This is a genomic window from Pseudomonas sp. FFUP_PS_473, assembly GCF_002858665.1.
Classification (GTDB): Bacteria; Pseudomonadota; Gammaproteobacteria; order Pseudomonadales; family Pseudomonadaceae; genus Aquipseudomonas; species Aquipseudomonas defluvii.
In genome coordinates this window covers 29,557-48,095 of the sequence record NZ_PJQQ01000035.1, presented here as the reverse complement: position 1 = coordinate 48,095, position 18,539 = coordinate 29,557, and the positions used below count along the sequence as shown (strand labels likewise).

The window sequence follows — 18,539 nt, the reverse complement described above, 5'->3', positions numbered from 1 at the left end:
GCAGCTGTCTCCAGTAGAGTATGAGAAACGCTATTTCCTGAGCTTGGAGAGTGTCTAGAAAACCAGGGGCGATTCAAAGCGCCAGCGCAAGTCTGCTGATGCCGAACGGCTTCAGGGTATGCACGGCGTGTAACAGCCTTATCCAGGAGCGTGCGCGCGCAAGGCGGGCACGCTCAGTGCGTTAGCTCAAACGCTTCAGGAAGTGATGGCAGGCAATCTGATAGTGGCGCTGCATGTAGAGCCGATGAGCTGCGCCCCGGTCAGTTCCAACACCGGAGTCAAGGTGAACGGCTGAACAGCCCAGGCGTTCTGCTTCTGCCTCTACCCAGGCAAGCAGCGCTGAACCGAAACCGTTTCCGCGCCATTGCGGGAGTGTTGCAATGTCGACGACGTAAAGCGACTTTCCTAACCAGAGGGAGTGTTGGATGCGATAACCCAATGCACAGACTGCATTGGGTGATTCATCTGTCCAAAGGCCGATCAGGTTGTAGCCATTCGGACGAAGAAACTCATCAACCTGAGTAACAATTTCAGTCGCAGAGTATCGCGGCCATAACTCGCATAGTGCCGCCGCAGCCATCGCTGTTTCACCGGCACTTACGGTTTTGATTGTGAAGGACATGAGTGTCTCCGTGGCTGTCCATGCAATTTGACGGTTATTTCCCAATCGGCCTGATTGCTAACATTTGTAGTTTGCTTCAATCAGTCTCCCCTTGGCGGCGTGAACATGCTTGATCAGCAACTTCTCCAGTTGCTCCCACAGTGCCGGTTCAGTACTGAATGCTACGTTGAAGCGCATCCAGCCCGTGGCTTGTGAGTCGACCATGAACAACTGCCCGGGGCCGAGCATGATGCCGTGTTTGAGGGCTTCGTCAACCAGCGCGGCACTGTCGGGGATGGCCGGGTGACGGGTCCAGATGTACATGCCTTCATCTGAATCGACAAACAACTCGAAGCCCAGCCGGGTGAGCTGGCGGCTGACTTCCTGTTGCGCTTCCGACAGGCGTTGGCGCATGCGCTTGAGGTGTTTGCGCCATCGGCCATCGGTGATAGCCGCATACACCACGCGTTCCATGACCTGCGAGGTGGTCAGGCCCGAGCGCATCTTCAGGTGCAGCAATTGCTGCATCAGCGAGGGGTTGGCCAGCATGTAGCCGACGCGCACGTTGGGGGAGATGCTTTTGGAATAGCTGCCGACGTACACCACCTGTTGCAGGTGATCGAGGCTGGTCAGGCAGGGCAGGGGCTCGGCGATCATGTCGGCGTAGAGGTTGTTTTCCACAATGCGAAAGCCGTGCTGCGAGGCGAGTTGCAGCAGGCGGTGCAATTGCACGAGGGGCGTGCGCGAGCAGGTCGGGCTGTGCAGGTGCGGCTGGGTGAAAAACACCGTTGGGCGGTGGTGCGCGAGCAGCCGTTCGAGGTGGTCCAGGTCGTAGCCGGCCGGGGTGCGCGGCACACCGATCAGGGTGGCCCCCTGGAAGCGCAGGATGCTCATCAGGTTGGGGTAGCCGGGGTCGTCCACCAGCACCACGTCGCCCGGTTGCACCAGCGTGCGCACAGCCAGGTCCAGCGCCTGGCTGCCGCCATGGGTGAGCATCAACTGGGTAGGCGGCACGACGATGCGCAGGTCCTGCTGCAAGTTCTGGGCGGTGAGCGTGCGCAACTCCAGCAGCCCCATGGGGTCGCCATAGCCACTGAGCTCCATCACGCTGCTGGCAACCTGACGCAAGCCGCGACGCAGTCCGTCTTCGAACATCCAGTCGTTTGGCAGCCAGCCGCAGCCAGGTTTGAAGGCCAGTTGTCGGCTTTCAAAAATCTGCTGCAAGTACCACTCGGAGTTGAACGTGGGTTTGACCGGGCGCGGTTTGCTGGTTTGTGCGTTGATCCGCTCGTTTGCCGAGCGGTTGACGAAGAAGCCTGCATTGCCCCGACTGATCAGCAAGCCTTGGGCGACCAGACGGTCGTAGGCTTCAACTACGGTAAACGTGCTGACCGAATAGGTGGCGGCGAAGGCGCGAATCGACGGTACTTTTGCGCCGGGTTTGAGGGTGTTGTTCTCGATCAACTCACGCAGCCCATTGATGATCTGGTTGACCAATGGGGGCGATGCGTCGGGTCGTAATTCAAACATGGGGAAGCTGTGCCTTCAAATGAGCGTACCACCAAGCACCTGCAGGAAAACGGAGTGTGCTGCATCGGCGACCTGTACAGTGCAGTGACGATTTGTGCGCGCTGTGCATGGCTCTTGGCGTCAGACATTTTTACATTAGGTGTCAGTTATCGCCAGACCAAAGCCGTTGAAGCTTCATGAACAATCACAATCTATCCGATGCTTTTCCGACGGAGAGTGCTCCGTTCACGTCTTTTCCGCTGATGTCGTCGCCTATTGGTGCCGTTCATCCGTCCCTTGCACCACATCTCAGGCCCACCGGACGAGCCTGAGCACGATAGAAACCCTGCCCAACGCGGCCGTTTGTCGGCTCGGGCACACCATCGTGCACACAATCAGACAGCTGATGCAGAGGTGAACGCGACGACCGTCGTGCTTTCACGAGTTTCCTTAGATAAAAAGAACACGAGGTAGACTACTGATGGACGCAACATCCACATCCACATCCACTTCCACAGCGAAGGCGGAGCATGAGAGCAAGCTCAGTGCTTCGCTCAAATCGCGCCACCTGACCATGATGTCGATTGCCGGGGTCATCGGCGGCGCATTGTTCGTCGGCTCTGGCAGTGTGATCCACAGCGCTGGCCCGGCTGCCGTACTCGCCTATCTGGCCGGTGGCATCCTGGTGGTGCTGATCATGCGCATGCTTGGCGAAATGGCCACGTCATCGCCTGATACGGGTTCGTTTTCCACCTATGCCGAACGCGCTATTGGCCGTTGGGCCGGTTTCACCATCGGTTGGCTGTATTGGTGGTTCTGGGTCATCTTGATGGCGTGGGAAGCCTACGTCGCAGGCAAGATTCTGCACGGCTGGTTCCCCTCGGTCAGCATCAACACCTTCACGTTGATCGCTACCCTGACGCTGATTGGCGTCAACTTCTTCAACGTCAAGCACTACGGTGAGTTCGAGTTCTGGTTCGCCCTGATCAAGGTGGTGGCCATTGTCTGCTTCCTTGTGGTCTGTGGCATGGCCGTGGTCAATTTGTGGCCGACCGGTGAAGTGCATGGCATCAGCAACCTGACGGCGGTGGAAGGCTTCATGCCCAATGGCATTGAGTCGGTCGTTGTAGCCATGCTTGGGGTGATGTTCGCGTTCCTCGGTGCTGAAATCGTTACCATCGCTGCGGCCGAATCGAAAAACCCTTCCGAGCAGATCGTCAAGGCGACCAACTCGGTGGTTTGGCGTGTATGCCTGTTCTACGTGGGTTCGATCTTCCTGATCGTAGCCCTGGTGCCGTGGAACGATCCGCTGCTGGGCCAGTCGGGCTATGGTTCTTACCGTCGTACGCTGGAGCTGTTGGGCATCCCTGGCGCTGAGATGGTGATGAACTTCGTGGTTCTGACCTCGGTGAGCAGCTGCATGATTTCGGCGCACTACACGGCCTCGCGCATGCTGTTCTCCCTGGCGACCCGTGGCGATGCGCCGGCGATCTTCAAGATGACCCGCGCCGGCAGCGGCGTACCGGTATTCTCGATTCTCGGTTCATGCTCGGTAGCGGTGTTTGTTGCCCTGATCAACTTCAGCGACACTCTGCGGCCCAAGGATGTACTGGACGTACTGATGAACACCACCGGCATGATTGCCATGCTGGTTTACCTGGTGATCGCATTCTCGCAACTGAAAATGCGTCGCAAGCTGGAAGCCGAAGGTAAGCAGATTCGTCTGAAGATGTGGCTGTTCCCTTGGCTGACCTACCTGGTGATTGCGTTCATCATCGCGTGCCTTGTGACCATGGCTTTCGTTGATGAGTACCAGGTGCTGGTGATCTCTACCGGTATCGCGTCCATCGTCGTGGCGCTCATGGGTGTAGTGGTTCACCGTCGTGCCCTGAAAAACAAGGCTGCCTGAAGCAGCCTCCCTTCCTGGGCGACTTCGGTTCGCCCGGATCCGCGCCTGGCGTCCTGCCAGGCGCTGCGCGTAACCGGTGCCTGTCAGCTATTCAGGCGCCGGTAAACGTCGATTTCGCGCTTTTCTCAAGGCCCTGCCGGTAAAGACGCCGGACACTGCCCCAGCCAACCGCCCAGTACGTGCTGACAGATGACGATCTGTACTGCTTGTTTGCAGTACGTTGGTCATGCTGAAAGGTCACTGCACTTTAACGTTAATGGTTGAACAGCTTGGTTGGTTAACAGGCATTGGCGAGATATTGATTTGAAATAGTCGTCTGTCTCGTTAATTTCAAGAACGTATACACCGCCTGTGGGTACTTGGGGGTATCAATTAATCTGTCAAGAATGTGACGACATGATGTTGCGCTTTATTGGATCCAATAAAGGTGGTTGATTATCAAGAAGAATGAGATTTATTGCCATCACGGTTGTCGCGGCGGCTGTATACCTCGGGCATAGACTAAGATGTGAGCTCGGCAGTTCATGGGTTGTGTTTAAACATCATGACAATGAGTTGCCGTTGGTCGGGTGCCGTTAAAAGAGAGACCTCCAGAAACTCAGCGCTACTATATTGATATCAGGCTTGGTGTTTCTTTTTACTGAGAAAATGCTTGGTATATAGGGGTTTCTATCCCTTGCGTTTGCAAGGGAGGGGGAATGAAGTGGAGCCGGTCACTCTAGCTATTCGACATCTGCGCGATGAGCAAATGCTGCTGCGGCAAGGGGGGCTTTACTGGCTGTCCATTGACCATGTGAGCGACGCCAAAATATTGGCATTTCAGTTTCTGGAAGGGCTAGGGCACATTCAAGCGGCCACTTTGGTGTGCTTCAACCAGGACCCCCAAGAGGTTGTTGCCCCGTTGGGACGGCACGCAGGCCCCGCCACGTTGAGGCTGTTTGAAGTGCCTGAGGCTTCAATCAGATCGGCGCTCGAATCGTTGAACCATGAATTGAGCCGAGCCGCGGTCAAAAAGGGCAGCCCAATCGTTTTGATGCTGCCTGCAGCCACTTGGCAGGGGTTCGGCAGCCAGAATTTGCAACGCTGGTGTGAGAGCCTGGCAACCTGGTTGGATAGGCACGGCTGCACATTGCTGGTGCTGTGTCATGGCCAGGCTCCGAAGCTTCATGCACATTTGATAAGCCTGAATGAGCGGCTGTCCGGGCTGGCGCGGCTCTATCGTCGTGACGGTGTTACCCGCTATCAACTGAGTTATTGGCACAGTCCGCTGGGCGTTTGCAGTGAGCAGGAGTTTGAGCTGGAGGCACATCCTGAGGGATTCGCGCTGGCTGTGTTCGAGCGTACCAATCCGCAACCCGCACAGAGCGAAGACCAACGGCTCTACCTGGCGCTACGCTCGGTGCTGGAAGGTATATCACCCTTGTCTCATCAGTGGAGGCAGTTCGATAACTATGACGACCTTTTTCTTCAGGCAAGCCGGGCAAAAGCTGCAAGCGTCATAGTGGGGGTAACGAACAATCTGCAAGTCGAGGAACTCGCCCAGCGATTGTATGAGTTGCGCGAGCGCTGCGGCATTTCGCTGAAAATCATCGTAAGGGAATTGGCCGCTTGCTTACGCTATCGGGATGAGCGTCTTTTGGTGTCCTGTGGGGCGAATATCATCGTGCCCTATGGGGTTTCGCCAGCCTGTTTTTTCAGTTTGGTTGACAGTGTTCAGGGGCAGGTTTGGCGGCATAGCCTGAATATCAAGTTAAACGAGTTGTTTGAGCGGCTTCGGCCACCGACGGTGTGTGGTGTGGTGTCGCCGCACCAATTCATCTCGATACTGGACCCGATCTATGAGCGTGACGCCGGGGAAGTCAGCCATCAATTGTTGAGGTTGCAGCCGCGCAATGACATGGCGGCTGAGCAATACCTCGACCAGATCGATCTACGTCGTCTTGGCGATATTGCATGCGTGCTCGACGGTGTGTTGTACCTGTTTCTGTTTGCGTGCAGGGCCGATGGCGTGGCCAATGCACTGGCGCGGATTTTCCGATTGCCTTGGTACGATCTGTTCAGTGAGTGCCAGTTTTTGTTTGGTATTGAAGGTTTACCACGCAAAGCCTTATTGGATACAGCGGTTCCCCAGGTGAGCGCCCGGCTGGCTTCGGTTGATGCCGATACAGGGGCGGTAGTGGATACGCAGCGCAGTAATACCTACACGCCGCGGCCTATGGTCTTGCCCGTCACGGAGTATCGCCCATGAGCACCTCCGATCTACTGCAGGTCATTGCGCTCAGCAGTGTACTGACATTGGCACTGGTTGTTTTTTTCAAGAGTTTCTGGCGTTTGCTTACGGCGTTGTTGCGAGGTTGCATGCGGCCTCGTTACCTGAAGTCAAAAGGCCTGCGTCGTCGCGTGGCGGCCACCACGGTAAAGGGTGAGTCCGATGAGCCAGCTTAAAGTCATTCCGTCTCAGCCTGTACGACGCAACACCGGTTTGGGGGTGTGGAACGTTTATTTTCTGATCAAGTTCGTCATGCTCTGGATGGGGTACCTCAACCTGCAGATACTGCCCAACCTGGTCTTTGCCGCCTTTTTGTTGGTGCCTCTGAACAGTCGAAAGCTGGAGATCCTGCGCGCTATGATCGCGCTGCCAGTGGGGGTGATGCTGTTCTATCAGGACACCTGGTTACCGCCTTTGGCTAACGTGTTAAATCACCCGGGGCTGATGTCCTTCTCCACAGCGTATTTTCTCGAACTGGCGGGACGCTTTATCAATTGGAGTCTCTGTGGCTGGTTGCTCCTGGTGATGGTGCTGTACCGTCTTGTGCATCAGTGGTTACGGGTAACAACGTTTACCCTGATCGGTTTGGCCTGGTTGGGTGCTACAAGCTTGCTGGCCTTGCAGGCCCCCTCTGAGCAAGCCGTTGCGATGGTTGCCTCGCCAGGGGTTGCTACCAAGAAAGTAATGGTTGCCGATCCCGACAATGAAACCCTTAACCGCTACTTGCAGGATTTCTATACCACCGAAGCAACACGTCGTGTCGAGTTCAAACCGCCGATTACAGACTCACCGCCGTTTGACCTGCTGTTGATTAACGTGTGCTCGTTGGCCTGGGACGATATCGACTCGGTGGGCCTGCGTGACAACCCGCTGTTCCAGCAGATGGATGTGGTATTCGACAACTTCAACTCTGTCACCTCTTACAGTGGGCCGGCAGCCATTCGCTTGTTGCGTGCCAGTTGCGGCCAAGCAAGCCATACCGCCTTGTACAAGACACCGCCAGAACAGTGCCTGTTGTTCGACGAGCTGAGCAAGCTGGGTTTTGCCAGTGAAGTGATGCTTAACCACTCCGGTGAATTCGAAGGGTTCATTGACAGGGTCCGCACTCAGGGTTCACTCCCGGCGCCTGCCGTTGATATCCATATGCTGAAGAACCCGATAATCAGTTTTGAGGGGCTGCCTATCTGGCGTGATGGTGAGGTCTTGGATAAGTGGTGGCAGCACCGTGAAAGCGAGAGCCAGTCGCGTGTGGCGCTTTTTTACAACACCATTACCTTGCATGACGGTAATCGCATGCTCGCCGCCGACGGAAGCTCAAAGAGCGCGGACTATAAAGTGCGTGCACAGATGCTGCTCAGTGACTTGAGCGGCTTCATCAAGCAACTGGAGCAAAGTGGCCGGCGCGTGGTGGTGGTGATTGTGCCGGAGCATGGTGCCGCCCTGCACGGTGACCGCATGCAGATTCCTGGCATGCGCGAAATTCCAAGCCCATCAATCACCCATGTACCCGTCGGTATCAAGCTGGTAGGGATGGGCGTCAGTCCACGCACCGGCCCCTTGCATATCAGTGAACCGAGCAGCTTTCTGGCCCTCTCGGAAATCATCAGCCGTCTCTATGTCGCGCAGGCCCAGCCGCAGGGCCTTGACCTGACTACCTTGCTGACTGGCCTTCCGCAAACACCGGTGGTTTCAGAGAACGCTGGGACCGTAGTGCTTGAGTATGCCGGCCGACCTTATGTTCGAATCAAGGAGAATGGCGCATGGCTGCCTTACCCGCAGAAACTCAATTGAATTCGAAGGTGTTGTTGCGCTACGAGCACACTACCGACATTGCTCAGCTCAAGGTTTGCCTGCAATTACCTGATCTGGAGTATGTCGATGTTTCCGCTCAGCTTGAACTCAAGGGTGCATTGCAACGTTGGCCGTTGCTGGCGGCTGTCAGCGAGGTAGCGCAGCACGAGGAACGGGTGTTGCCGCTCGAACGCCAGGAGGCGAAATGATTTCCCTGAGCGTACGCGGCGTACGCGGCGGGGTTGGCAACAGCTCGCTGCTGGCTGCCCTTGGCCATGCATTGCACCACCTCGGCCAGTCCGTCTTGTTGGTGGACATGTGTCCTGAGAATCTCCTGGGCTTGCATTTCAACCTGTCAGTTGGCGAGCGCGGTGGTTGGGCGCGTGCGCTGCTCGATGAGCAGAACTGGGAGGATCAGGCCTGGACGCTGCAACCGCAATTGTGCCTGCTGCCTTATGGACAGTTGGATCATCCAGAGCAACAGCAGGTTGAGCATCGTTTGTCTAAGGACCCTGACGTTTGGGCACGACGCCAGGCGGCCTTGGCCAAACATTTTGACTGGATGCTGTTCGACTTGCCTCAGCGTTTGCCCGGGCATGCGGAGGTCGGTAGTTGTGCATTACAGATTCAGGTCGCCGAAGCTGACGCGGCGTGCCACGTGCTGTTGCATCGCGCTGAAGCACTGGATGGCTATTTGTTGGTTAATCGATTCGAGCCCGCCAGTTTGCTTCAACGCGACATGCTACTGATTTGGCGAAGGCTTTTTGGCGCACGAATGCTGCCATTGGCGGTCCACAATGATGAAGCCATGCGCGAGGCATTGGCGCTCCAGAAGCCGCTTGGGCAACATTCGCCTGCCAGCCTTGCGGCTCAGGATGTGCTCAGCCTTGCCACCTGGTGCCTGGCTCAACGCCAGGAACGACCATGATCACCCGTTGGTTTCCCTACGCTCATCTGCGCCAACGGCATGGTTGCAACCCGTTGGTGGCATTTCTGTTGGCGACAATGAACGCACTGGCCTGGCTGGTGCTGCCGCTTGAGTCGCCCGCCTGGCGAAGCGTGCTTGATCAGCCTATGCGCTGGTATCCGCACCTGGCCCGCAAGACGCCGAGCCTGGGTGACCCGATACGCTACACCATACAAAGCCTCTGGCTGCTACTGATTCGTCCGTTAGGGAGGGTGCCCCGTAAAGCCCGTGAGCCGGGGTTGCTGCAACGCCTGGCTGGGCTCTGCCGGCAGGTATGGGCGCGTGTCGTCGAGGTTCTGGAGCAGTTGCCCGAGCGTGTTGTACAGCGCACGCACCTACATCAGGGGACACATTGGTGGGGCGGGCTAGGGCGCCCTGTTCGATACCTGCTTGATGGTGTGATTGCCGTGATTGCGCTTGGCTTGGCGCTGCTGTGCATCACCGAACCGTTTGGCCTGCTCAATCAGACGATTTTCGTCATTCTGCTCTGGGGATTGGCCATGCTGATTCGGCGCATCCCGGGACGCCTCCCTACATTGATGCTGATCATGTTGTCGGTCATCGTCTCCTGTCGTTACCTGTGGTGGCGCTACACCGCGACGCTGAACTGGGATAAACCATTCGACCTGGGCTGTGGTGTACTGCTACTGATGGCTGAAACCTACTCGTGGGTAGTGTTGATCCTGGGCTATATCCAGACCAGTTGGCCGCTTGAGCGCAAGCCGGTACAACTGCCCAGCGATGTGCGCTTGTGGCCGACAGTTGACCTGCTGATTCCCACCTACAACGAAGACCTTGCCGTGGTTCGAGGCACCGTTTACGCAGCACTGGGCATCGACTGGCCACGTGACAAACTCAAGATCTATATCCTGGATGATGGTCGGCGCGAGGTGTTTCGACAGTTCGCCGAGGAAGTGGGTGTCGGTTACATCGTTCGTGACGATAATACCCATGCCAAGGCTGGTAATCTCAATAATGCGTTGGGTCATATAAACGGCGAGCTGGTAACGATCTTCGACTGCGATCATTTGCCGGTGCGCTCATTTTTGCAGCTGACCGTGGGGTGGTTCCTGCGTGACCCGAAGCTGGCGTTGGTACAAACCCCGCATCACTTTCTTTCGCCCGATCCATTTGAACGCAACCTGAACCTGTTCCGTCGCAGCCCTAATGAAGGCGAGCTGTTTTATGGGCTGGTCCAGGATGGCAATGACCTGTGGAATGCTGCATTTTTCTGCGGTTCGTGTGCCGTGCTACGGCGCTCTGCACTGGATGAAATTGGCGGTTTTGCCGTGGAGACGGTAACCGAAGATGCCCACACGTCGCTGCGTCTGCATCGACATGGCTGGAACTCCGCTTACATACGTGTACCGCAAGCGGCCGGCCTGGCCACGGAAAGCCTGTCGGCGCATATTGGCCAGCGTATTCGCTGGGCGAGGGGCATGGCGCAGATTTTCCGCACCGACAACCCGTTGCTCGGGAAAGGCCTGACGCTCCTTCAGCGTATCTGTTACGCCAACGCAATGCTGCACTTTCTGGCCGGTCTGCCACGGTTGATTTTCCTCACTGCGCCACTGGCGTTCCTGCTCCTGCATGCCTACATCATTTATGCGCCGGCGTTGATGATCCTGTTGTACGTATTGCCGCACATGGTTCACGCCAGCTTGACCACTTCCAGGATGCAGGGGGCCTATCGTCGGACATTCTGGGGCGAAGTCTACGAAACGGTGTTGTCGTGGTACATCGCCCGCCCGACCACCGTGGCACTGTTCAGCCCCAAGAAGGGCAAATTCAATGTCACGGCCAAGGGTGGCCTGATGGAAAACAATCAGTTTGACTGGCGCATTGCCAAACCGTACCTGATCCTTGCACTGCTCAACCTGGCAGGCCTGGTTTTCGCGGTCTGGCGTTTCATCTATGGCCCGGCAAACGAGTACAGCACGGTACTGATCAGTGGCACCTGGGTGGTCTATAACTTGCTCATTATTGGCGTGGCGGTCGCTGTGGCCGCCGAAGTGCGTCAGGTGCGCAGTACCCATCGGGTCCAGTCGAAACTGCCTGCGGCGGTGCGCCTGGACAGCGGTCATTGCTATCCGGGGATCCTGCATGACTACTCCGATGGCGGGGCATGCATCAACGTCAATGCCGACCTTTCCCTGTCGCCAGGCGCGCGTATCTCGGTGCTGATGCAGCGTGGTGTTCGAGAGTTCCTGTTTCCGGGCACCGTGACGCGTAGCCAGAAAGGCGCCATCAGTATCCGTTTTGCCGAGATGTCGGTGCAGCAGAAAATTGACTTCGTGCAGTGCACATTCGCCCGCGCCGATGCCTGGTTGGGCTGGCGCGAGGCGTTCAAACCCGAGCAACCGTTGTACAGCTTTATCGGGATTCTAAAAATGGGTGGGCGCGGCTACAGGCGGCTGTTCAGCTATTTGCCTTCGTGGGCCTCGCGCTTGATCAATCCGGTCTTGCGTGTGTTGCGCTGGCTGGCAAGCTATCTGCCGCGCGTGCCGACCCATTCCCCCAGCACTTCTAGCGAACCGGTGACCACGCAATGAGCCGAACTCTCAGGACATTCTGCTTTACCAGCTTTCTGCTCCCGGCCCTCGGCTTCTGCCTGGCGCAGGCTGAACCTCTGACGCCACAGGCCTCGACACCGAATGAGGTGAGGTCATCACTGAACGGGCTTCCAAGTTGGAGCAAAACGCTCAGCTTCGAAAAGTTGGGGCGAAGTTCCGACAGCTTGTTGCTGGGTATTCACAACAGCGATCAGATTGTGTTCAGCATGCGTCATGACCGGATCGCCAGTGATGTTCGCTTGCAATTGGAGTACACGCCTTCACCGGCGCTGCTACCACTGGTCTCACACCTTCGGGTTTACCTCAATGATGTCCTGATGAGTGTGGTCCCCATCGCGAAAGACCAGCTAGGGCACAAGACAACTCAAGAGCTCATCCTTGATCCTCGCCTGGTCAGCGACTTCAATCGGGTGCGCCTGGAGTTCGTCGGGCACTATTCAGAGCTTTGCGAAGATCCCGCAAACAGTGCGTTATGGCTGAACGTCAGCCGTACCAGTCACTTGCTCATCCAGGAGCAGGCGCTGTCGCTGCAGAACGATCTGGCCTATTTTCCGATGCCGTTCTTTGATACGCGAGGGCAGGACCAGGCGATGGTAAACATGGTGTTCGCTGAGTCACCCACGTTGGGTGAACAGCGTGCAGCGGGCATATTGGCGTCTTATTTCGGTAGTTTGGCCGGTTGGCGTGGCACACAGTTTCCGGTGTTGTTTGACCAGTTACCGGCGGTGGGCGAGCACAACAGGGCAATGCCCTCGATCGTCTTTGCCAGCAACGAACATCGGCCAAAAATGCTGGCAGACCTGCAAAAGTTCCCGCTGGTCCAGGCGCCATCCATTCAGATAATTGATAACCCCGCTGACGCTTACAGCAAGTTGCTGCTTGTGCTGGGGCGTAACGAAGACGACCTGGTCACTGCCGCGCAGACCCTCGCACTAGGGGGGGGATTGTTGAGTGGTTCGCAGATGACCTTGGACACGGTCCGGGACATACCGCGACGCCAGCCTTATGACGCGCCGAACTGGATGCGCACCGATCGCCCCGTGCGTTTCGCCGAACTGATCAAGTACCCCGAGCAACTGCAAGCCAGTGGCTTGCGGCCGCAGCCGATCAGCCTTGAAATGAAACTCCCGCCGGATCTTTTTTTCTGGCTCAATCGAGGCGTACCACTGGAAACGCGGTATCGCTACACCGTGCCATCAACCAATGATGCATCGCAGCTCAATATCAGCCTGAACAATCAGTTCATCAGCAGTTTGCCGCTGGGTAAGAACAGCGGGGATGTGATCAGAGGCTTGAGCGCGATGGTGCTGTCCAGCGACTCGATCGACGCCAGCCACAAACTGTTGGTGCCGTCGTTAAAAATCGAAGACCGCAACACCCTGCGTTTTGACTTTAACTTTGCCAGTACCTTGAGCAGTGCCCAGAAGGGCCATTGCCAGACGTCCTTGCCGTCGACCAATCAGGTGCTGATCGACCAAGAGTCGACGATTGATCTTTCCGGCTACCATCACTACCTCCGGATGCCGGACCTGGGTGCCTTCGCCCGCAGCGGTTTCCCATTCAGCCGAATGGCCGACCTCTCGGAAACTATGGTGATGGTGCCCGCTCGCAGCGATGCCACGCAGATCAGTACCTTGCTTGAAACCCTCGCATGGATTTCAGCGCAGTCTGGCCTGCCGGCTTTCGGGTTGCGATTGTCAGACGACTGGAAAGCGGTCGCCAACATCGACGCAGATCTGCTGGTGATGAGCCAGATGCCTCAGAACCTGCGCAAGAGCCAAGACCTTACTCAACTGCTCGACCATACGCGATCATCGATTCTGAATGCCTCACGCCAGCAGGTAGGTGGCGCGGGCATTGCGTATGCCGGTGAGTCTGCAGGTGAAGGCATCCCGGCATCTTCGATCGCCAATGCGCCGCTGGCTGCGGTTATCGGGTTGCAGTCGCCATTCAATGCCCAGCGCAGCATTGTTGCCTTCCTGGCCAACAGTGATGAGGACCACCAACTGTTGCGTGATGTGCTCAACGACACTGGAAAACTGGACGCGATGACCGGCTCTGTGGTGTTGGTTCGTAGCAGTGGCGTTAGCGGCCAGCAGGTGGGCGACCAATATTTCGTCGGGCATCTGCCATGGTGGATGTTGGTGTGGTACCGACTTTCCGATCAACCTGCCGTACTCGCAGCGGTAACGAGTATGAGCATGCTGTTGGGGGCTTTCCTGCTGTGGCGCGTCCTGCAGTGGGTCGCACGTCGGCGTCTGGCGAACAAACCGTGAGGTTGCTCAAGGACATGGGGGCTCTTGCACTGGCGTTGAGCGTTGTGGTGCCGGTCAGTGCCAGCGAATGCCTGTGGCCCGCCTGGGAGGGTTACAAGCACGCGCTGTTGAGTCAGGACGGGCGTGTCATTGATCGTTCCTCGAAGCAACAAATTACGACCTCAGAGGGGCAGGGGTATGGGATGTTCTTTGCCCTGCTGGCCAATGATCGGGACAGCTTTGCTCAGTTGTTGCGCTGGACCCAGAACAACCTTGCCGAGGGTGATCTGAGCCGACACTTGCCGGCCTGGAAATGGGGCAAGGATCAGCACGGTCATTGGTCGGTGCTCGATACCAACAATGCCAGTGATGCCGACCTGTGGATCGCTTACAGCCTGCTTGAGGCCGGGCGCCTGTGGGGGCGGGAGGACTATGTGACGCTGGGGCGCAATATGCTCTGGCGCAGCGCCGCGCAAAGCCTGCGTAAACTGCCAGGTCTGGGTTTGATGCTATTACCTGGCGACACAGGTTTCGAGACTGCAGAGGGCTGGCGCCTGAACCCCAGTTACTTGCCGTTGCCGTTGCTCGCCCGGTTTTCCCTGGAGTCGCCGATTTGGGCTGAGCTGGCAGACAACACACGACGGATGTTGCTTGAGGGAACGCCCAAGGGCTTTGCCCCTGACTGGCTTCTCTGGCGCGAGGGGCAGGGCTGGAAGGTGGATGCTGTTAAAGGCAGTGAGGGTAGTTACGATGCGATCCGGGTGTACTTGTGGCTCGGTATGCTGGCGCCGGATGCCCCCGGACGAACCGATTTGCTCAAGCACTTCCTGCCGATGGTCGAGGTAAGCACTCGTGACGGCTTCCCTCCAGCGTCTGTCGACAGTGCAACCGGAGCTCACACCGGTATTGGCCCTGTTGGCTTTTCGGCAGCGCTGTTACCCTTGCTGGCCAGTGATCCGACGTCCGTCGCGGCGTTGCAGGCGCAGCGTCAGCGCCTGCATCAGGAGCCGCCTCAGGCCAATGCTTATTACAACCAGTCGCTGACAATGTTTGGTCAGGGGTGGGATGACCGTCGTTATCGATTCAACAAGGAGGGCCGGCTTGTGCCGAGCTGGGTTGATTCATGCAAAGAATAAGAACGTGGGGACTGTTGTTTAGCTGTCTATCGGGTGCAGCGCTGGCCCAACCAATGAGTAGCAATGATCAGCAGCAGTGGTTATTGGAGCAAGTCCGTATTGGCGAGGCGTCTTACCGTGAAGACTTGGTGCGTGACTCCTTGGCACGTCTGGAGTTGATCGCGCCCAACGACCCTGAAGTGCTGCTGGCCAAGGTGCGTCAGGCGTTGCAGCAAAAAAATCCAGCGCTGGCAGAGGCGCGCGTGGCGCAGTTACGCAGCCAGGCGCCAGGTTCCCCGCAACTGCAGCATGCTGAGGACCTGCTGATGCTGCAAACGCCGGAAGGGCAGAAGCGCTTGCAGGAAGCACGCTTGCTGGCGGCGGCGGGGCGCGCTGAAGAGTCGGCCAAACTCTATGAGCAACTGTTCGACAAGGGGCCGCCCGATTTCATTACAACCATGGAATTCTGGAGTGTTCGCAGCAATATCCCAGCCCAGCGCGATATGGCTATTGAGCACTTGTATGAACTGGATCAGCAGTACCCAGGCAATGTCGAATTGCAAAAGCTGATGGGCAGGCTGCTGACTGCGCAAAAACGTGATGCGGAGCGCGAGTACAAAGCGCTGTTGGATATGCCGATGGGCAGTGAAAGTGCGCAGGCCTGGCAAGGCTTCATCGAGCACTACCGTCATTTGCCGATCAAGGAAGATGCCCGAAACCAACTGCAGCGCCAGCAGCAACTGCTGGGCGATCCTGCCTGGCGTGCTGGTATAACCGGCAAGAAGCTGGTTGATGAGGGGAAAAACGCCAATGCCGAAGCGGACTTGCGTCGTGCCTTGATCAAGTATCCCGAGGACCCCAGCCTGCATGGGGCCCTGGGTATTGCCCTGATGCGTCAGAAAAAGTACGAAGGCGCATATGACGCATTTTCCAGTGCGTTGAGCAAAGAGCAGGATTCCCGTTGGATCAGCAAGTGGGCCGATCTCAAGACAGCCAACTATCAATGGATGCTGTTACAGAAAGGGGATGCCGCATTAGAGCGAAAGGAGTACAGCGCCGCTCAGGGCTTTTACCAACGTGCCCATGATGCCAAGCCCGGCGATGCCGATGCCCTGGTCGGGCTGGCTGCTGTCGCCCGTGCGCAACAGCGTGATACGCAAGCTGAAACGCTGCTGCTCAAGGCACGTAAACTTGAGCCTGGCAATGGCAGTGTCGTGCGTGCACTGGTGAGGCTTTACCAATCACAATCGCCGGGCAAGGCAGAAGCCTTTCTCGACAGCCTGTCGCCGTCCGAACAGCGAGAGTTTGCCGCCTTGCGCGATAGCTTGGCGCTGGATCGGCTCAAGGAGCAGGCCGATGCGGCGGCACAGCGTGCCGACTGGGCACAGGTGGCTGCTTCATTGAGCAAGGCCAGGGTATTGGCGCCAGACGATCCGTGGTTGACCTATCGTTTGGCCAACAGTCAGCGTGAGTTGGGGCAACGCGCAGCTGCCGATGACAGTTTCCGTCAATTGTTGCAGCGCAAGGGGCAGGACAGCGAAACCCGCTACGCCCATGCCCTCTACCTGGCCAGTGATTCGCGCGATGCCGAGGCTCAGGATTCGCTCTCGAAAATACCCGTATCGGCATGGACCGATAACATGCACGAACTGGCCAACCGGTTGCGTCGTCGCCAGCTGCAAGCCCAGGTCTCGGCGCTGCGTGAGCGCGGTCAGGAAGATCAGGCTGAGGCTTTGTTGCTGCGTTCAGCCACGGTTGACGACTACGCGACGCTGGCTGACTGGTCATTGCAGCGGGGCGAGTATGCCAAGGCTCAACGTTACTATCGGACTGTTCTGGAGAAGGAACCACAGAACGCCGACGCCCAGTTGGGGATGATCGAAACCCTGATTGCCAGCGGCCAACAAGCATCGGCGCGTCAAGCGCTGCAATCACTCAAGCCTTCCCAGGACGCGGCGTATCAGCGTCGGCTGGCCAATGCCTGGGCTGCGGTGGGCGAGCGTGACAAGGCCAATGCGGTGTTCGCCCAGTTGATGAAGACACCACAGACCGACCCCGTGATATACCGCGATGCGGCTCGTTCGATAGCCAAGGATAACCCTCAGCAGGCGTTGGACTATTACGCACGGGGCATGGCGGCTGCTGGCATGCTGACACCCGAACAAGCCGTACCGCGGGATGATCGAGCCCTGACCCTGGCGAGCCGAGAGCAAGACGGCGATGATTGGTTGGCAAGCAGCTTGCGCAGTGATGTCGACAAGCTGTACCAACAGACGAGCCCGACGATCACCCTTTACCACGACTACCTCTGGCGTACCGACAACTCAGCGTCAGGTATCTCCGATCTGGTGACCCAGACCAGCATCGTGCGGGTTGATACGCCGCTGCTTGAAGGACACGGCTTCCTGCAGGCGGAAAACATTGACCTGAATGCCGACAGCTTCAAGACCAACGCCGATGGGCGTACCACGACGGACTTCGGCACCTGTTCGGTACAGTTGCGTAGACAGAGTACGGGAGCCGTGTTGCCCAAGGGGTGCGTGAACGAATCGCAAAGTGTCAGTGGCCCTGCCATGGCACTGGGCTGGAACAACGCTCAATGGTCTTTCGACCTTGGCCGTACGCCGGACACGTTTGAAATTCCCAATTGGCTGGGGGGCGTCAGCTACGGCAGTGATTGGCACACACTCGGCTGGCGGCTGACCGCCTCGCGGCGTCCCGTTTCCAACTCCGTGGTGTCGTATTCCGGCGCTGTCGACCCTAATACCGGGATTCGTTGGGGTGGCGTTACGTCCAATGGGTTGACCCTGAGCCTGAGCCACGACCAGGGAGGGGTTGACGGTATATGGGCCAGCCTTGGCAGCTACTGGCTGCGTGGTAAAAACGTCGAGAACAACCAGAAGCGTTCGGCGATGGCGGGTTACTATTACCGGCTGATCGATCGTGCCGATGAGCGCCTGCGTACCGGGTTGACCCTGATGTACTGGGGTTACGATAACAATCAGGACGAATACACCCTGGGTAACGGTGGGTACTACAGCCCGCAGAAGTATTACTCAGTGAGCGTTCCGCTGAACTATAACTGGCGCAACAGCGACTGGTCGGTGCGTCTTGAAAGCTCGGTTGGCTGGTCTCACGCCAATACTGATGCCATCTCCAGTTCCAAGCTTCAGAGCTTGATAAGAAACGCAGGTTATGAAGTGCTGGATGGCGGCAGCCTGACGTCGAGCTCGGGTAGCAGCAGCGGCGCCAGCATCCGCCTCCAGGGCTTGTTCGAGCGTCGACTCACGGATCACATGGTCCTCGGGTCGGGCATCACCTGGCAGCACAGCGACGCTTACGCACCCAGTACGGTCGTTCTCTACCTGCGGTACAGCTTCGATGTCTGGCAAGGCAACCTGCCGCTTCCGATAGAGCCGGTGACACCCTACGCTGACTTCCTTTAGTCCTTGCGCTAACAGCCTCCCTCCCTTGTGATCTGCGACGCTAGTCGCAGATCATTCATCTGCATTTTTAAACGCTTCTAGACTGCTGGTTTGCGCCAAGTCAC

The 18,539-nt window shown here is 57.5% G+C and carries 12 protein-coding genes; 10 read left to right on the top strand and 2 right to left on the bottom strand.

The window, feature by feature from the left end:
• Positions 1–181 precede the first annotated feature (181 nt).
• Both CYD26_RS20350 and CYD26_RS20345 read right to left on the bottom strand, forming a co-directional pair.
• Positions 182–622, bottom strand: a complete 441-nt coding sequence (locus CYD26_RS20350; RefSeq protein WP_102053472.1) for a GNAT family N-acetyltransferase — start codon at positions 620–622, stop codon at positions 182–184.
• 57 nt (positions 623–679) lie between these two features.
• Positions 680–2,131, bottom strand: coding sequence for a PLP-dependent aminotransferase family protein (locus tag CYD26_RS20345; protein ID WP_102053471.1), 1,452 nt, complete (start codon positions 2,129–2,131; stop codon positions 680–682).
• A gap of 460 nt (positions 2,132–2,591) precedes the next feature.
• On the opposite strand from CYD26_RS20345, the gene CYD26_RS20340 reads away from it, so the two are divergent.
• From CYD26_RS20340 to bcsC, 10 genes are all read left to right on the top strand, one after another.
• A complete protein-coding gene (locus CYD26_RS20340; protein ID WP_102053470.1) occupies positions 2,592–4,019 on the top strand; it encodes an amino acid permease in 1,428 nt (475 codons plus the stop codon).
• Positions 4,020–4,722: 703 nt separating this feature from the next.
• The gene (locus tag CYD26_RS20335; protein ID WP_102053469.1) at positions 4,723–6,267 is read left to right on the top strand and encodes a BcsE family c-di-GMP-binding protein; all 1,545 of its coding nucleotides are present in this window, start codon (positions 4,723–4,725) and stop codon (positions 6,265–6,267) included.
• Complete coding sequence (gene bcsF, locus CYD26_RS20330; RefSeq protein WP_102053468.1) at positions 6,264–6,464, top strand: cellulose biosynthesis protein BcsF; 201 nt, start codon at positions 6,264–6,266, stop codon at positions 6,462–6,464. The genes CYD26_RS20335 and bcsF overlap by 4 nt, the downstream gene beginning before the upstream one ends.
• A complete protein-coding gene (gene bcsG / locus CYD26_RS20325) occupies positions 6,451–8,079 on the top strand; it encodes a cellulose biosynthesis protein BcsG (protein ID WP_102053467.1) in 1,629 nt (542 codons plus the stop codon). The genes bcsF and bcsG overlap by 14 nt, the downstream gene beginning before the upstream one ends.
• Complete coding sequence (gene bcsR, locus CYD26_RS20320) at positions 8,049–8,288, top strand: cellulose biosynthesis protein BcsR (protein WP_099774209.1); 240 nt, start codon at positions 8,049–8,051, stop codon at positions 8,286–8,288. The genes bcsG and bcsR overlap by 31 nt, the downstream gene beginning before the upstream one ends.
• Positions 8,285–9,007, top strand: coding sequence for a cellulose biosynthesis protein BcsQ (bcsQ, locus tag CYD26_RS20315; protein WP_102053466.1), 723 nt, complete (start codon positions 8,285–8,287; stop codon positions 9,005–9,007). The genes bcsR and bcsQ overlap by 4 nt, the downstream gene beginning before the upstream one ends.
• Positions 9,004–11,598 carry a UDP-forming cellulose synthase catalytic subunit gene (gene bcsA, locus CYD26_RS20310; protein WP_102053465.1) on the top strand — a complete coding sequence of 865 codons (2,595 nt, stop codon included), beginning with the start codon at positions 9,004–9,006 and terminating at the stop codon, positions 11,596–11,598. The genes bcsQ and bcsA overlap by 4 nt, the downstream gene beginning before the upstream one ends.
• On the top strand, positions 11,595–13,895 hold the full coding sequence (bcsB, locus tag CYD26_RS20305; RefSeq protein ID WP_102053464.1) for a cellulose biosynthesis cyclic di-GMP-binding regulatory protein BcsB: 2,301 nt from the start codon (positions 11,595–11,597) through the stop codon (positions 13,893–13,895). The genes bcsA and bcsB overlap by 4 nt, the downstream gene beginning before the upstream one ends.
• A 14-nt stretch (positions 13,896–13,909) precedes the next feature.
• Positions 13,910–15,010, top strand: a complete 1,101-nt coding sequence (bcsZ, locus tag CYD26_RS20300) for a cellulose synthase complex periplasmic endoglucanase BcsZ (RefSeq protein ID WP_102053463.1) — start codon at positions 13,910–13,912, stop codon at positions 15,008–15,010.
• Entirely contained in the window at positions 14,998–18,435 is a 3,438-nt protein-coding gene (gene bcsC / locus CYD26_RS20295; RefSeq protein WP_102053462.1) for a cellulose synthase complex outer membrane protein BcsC, read from the top strand. Before bcsZ ends, bcsC begins: the two co-directional genes overlap by 13 nt.
• Positions 18,436–18,539 lie beyond the last annotated feature (104 nt).

Coding starts and splice junctions, on each gene's coding strand:
- CYD26_RS20340 (WP_102053470.1), top strand. CDS start 2,592: ATGGACGCAACATCCACATCCACATCCACTTCCACAGCGAAGGCGGAG.
- bcsG (WP_102053467.1), top strand. CDS start 6,451: ATGAGCCAGCTTAAAGTCATTCCGTCTCAGCCTGTACGACGCAACACC.
- bcsQ (WP_102053466.1), top strand. CDS start 8,285: ATGATTTCCCTGAGCGTACGCGGCGTACGCGGCGGGGTTGGCAACAGC.
- bcsF (WP_102053468.1), top strand. CDS start 6,264: ATGAGCACCTCCGATCTACTGCAGGTCATTGCGCTCAGCAGTGTACTG.
- bcsR (WP_099774209.1), top strand. CDS start 8,049: ATGGCTGCCTTACCCGCAGAAACTCAATTGAATTCGAAGGTGTTGTTG.
- bcsB (WP_102053464.1), top strand. CDS start 11,595: ATGAGCCGAACTCTCAGGACATTCTGCTTTACCAGCTTTCTGCTCCCG.
- CYD26_RS20350 (WP_102053472.1), bottom strand. CDS start 622: ATGTCCTTCACAATCAAAACCGTAAGTGCCGGTGAAACAGCGATGGCT.
- bcsA (WP_102053465.1), top strand. CDS start 9,004: ATGATCACCCGTTGGTTTCCCTACGCTCATCTGCGCCAACGGCATGGT.
- bcsZ (WP_102053463.1), top strand. CDS start 13,910: ATGGGGGCTCTTGCACTGGCGTTGAGCGTTGTGGTGCCGGTCAGTGCC.
- bcsC (WP_102053462.1), top strand. CDS start 14,998: ATGCAAAGAATAAGAACGTGGGGACTGTTGTTTAGCTGTCTATCGGGT.
- CYD26_RS20345 (WP_102053471.1), bottom strand. CDS start 2,131: ATGTTTGAATTACGACCCGACGCATCGCCCCCATTGGTCAACCAGATC.